This window comes from Clostridium sp. DFI.1.208 (genome assembly GCF_024463855.1).
GTDB lineage: Bacteria > Bacillota_I > Bacilli_A > Erysipelotrichales > Erysipelotrichaceae > Clostridium_AQ.
In genome coordinates, this window is sequence record NZ_JANGCA010000144.1 from 1 (window position 1) to 1,531 (window position 1,531).

The window sequence follows — 1,531 nt, forward strand, 5'->3', positions numbered from 1 at the left end:
TAGCTCTAACGCATGACTTGCGTTTGAATTTCATTTTAGTTATCGTTATACCGAGAATATTGTTTTCTCAAATAATTGACGTTTCCTGTTCAGTTTTCAAAGACCGAAATTTCTATTTCGTGCGCCGCTGTTTCTCATCAGCGCTCGTATATAATACAACACATATCCCTATGTGTCAACAGCTTTTTTTATTTTTTTAACTTTTTTATCATATTTCTTTCATATGCCGCATAGAGGCCTTATTTCATCCTTTTATCTTCATCCATATAGCGCAGGTATTTATCATACAATGCAGATATTTCCCGATGCTCAAATGGTGAATTCTGTAGACGGATATCCACCATCAGACGATCTAATCCATGATGAATCGCTTTATCCAGCTTTCGGCTATACCCCATTTCTGCAGAATGCTCCTGATATTCATCCTCATCCAGCAGCGTCGTTTTCCCCGTTGGTGAAACCTTCACATCCAAATCGTAATCAATATTCTTTATCGCTTCTCCGTCATAAAGTGATGGAGATGCCAGATTGCAGTAATAATGGATACCCGATTTCCTGATCATACAGATAACATTGTACCACTTATCCGGGTAGAAGAAGCAGATTGCCGGTTCTCTAGTCACCCACTTGCGTCCGTCCGATTCACTGACGAGTGTTTTATTTGTTACTGCAACGATACGCCGCTCATTTGCTTCAATTACATAACCCTTTGCCCAGGTTCTGTGAAGACTTCCATCATGCTTATAGCTCTGGATATATACATATTCTCTTTCTTGTATTTCCATGACGTCCTCCTGTGAGTATCTATTATAGCAGATAAAACCTTGAAAGCAAATGCATACAAGTGTAATTTCCCTACCATACTATTGTATGAAAGGAGATGTATGGCTTGTACACAGAGTCATACGAGTGAACACTATGCTGACACCAAAAGACGTATTGTATATGGAAGATATTCTGGACCAGACGCTTGTTTTGAATAAGCGTGTCGCCAACGATATCACAATGATTCAAAGTGAAGATGTAAAAACCTGTTTTGAAAACGTACAGGAAAAATTGAAAGAGCATTACCAGACACTGCTGGCTATCCTGGAAAGTGAGGCAAAATAACATGGCAGATAAATCCAAGAGCTATGGCGATAAGGATATCGCTACGAACCTGCTTGTTACACTGAAACACATGAAGGCTGAGTTGAATACCTTTACACAGGAAGCAAGCAATGATGAGCTGTTTACAAAAATCGATGAGGTTTATACGTGTGTATCTACGCTGCAGCGTGATGTATTCAATATGATGACAGAGCAGGGCTGGTATAAGATGACCGCCGATTCAGCCAAGAACATTTCCAAGGCTTATACAAAATTTTCAAAAAGTGAGAGCGAGTTATCTTAATCGATAACTCCCAGATTGTTGACAAAAGCCTATACCTTTTCGTAAGGACATAGGCTTTTTATTGTATATAGGCAATTTTCGAAATGAAATTGTCTTTTTTTGTATATTTTGAAGGATATATTGAATTTTTTGATGACT

The 1,531-nt window shown here is 38.5% G+C and carries 3 protein-coding genes; 2 read left to right on the forward strand and 1 reads right to left on the reverse strand.

Features of this window, described 5'->3' with window-relative positions; genetic code table 11:
- Window positions 1–239 precede the first annotated feature (239 nt).
- On the reverse strand, window positions 240–785 hold the full coding sequence (locus tag NE665_RS23675; protein WP_117445079.1) for a DUF402 domain-containing protein: 546 nt from the start codon (window positions 783–785) through the stop codon (window positions 240–242).
- 133 nt (window positions 786–918) lie between these two features.
- Here NE665_RS23675 and NE665_RS23680 point away from each other — a divergent pair, with 133 nt between their 5' ends.
- Window positions 919–1,110 (forward strand): hypothetical protein, encoded by a 192-nt coding sequence (locus NE665_RS23680; protein WP_002607667.1) that lies wholly within the window; start codon window positions 919–921, stop codon window positions 1,108–1,110.
- Window position 1,111: 1 nt separating this feature from the next.
- The gene (locus NE665_RS23685) at window positions 1,112–1,393 is read left to right on the forward strand and encodes a spore coat protein (protein ID WP_117445080.1); all 282 of its coding nucleotides are present in this window, start codon (window positions 1,112–1,114) and stop codon (window positions 1,391–1,393) included.
- Window positions 1,394–1,531 lie beyond the last annotated feature (138 nt).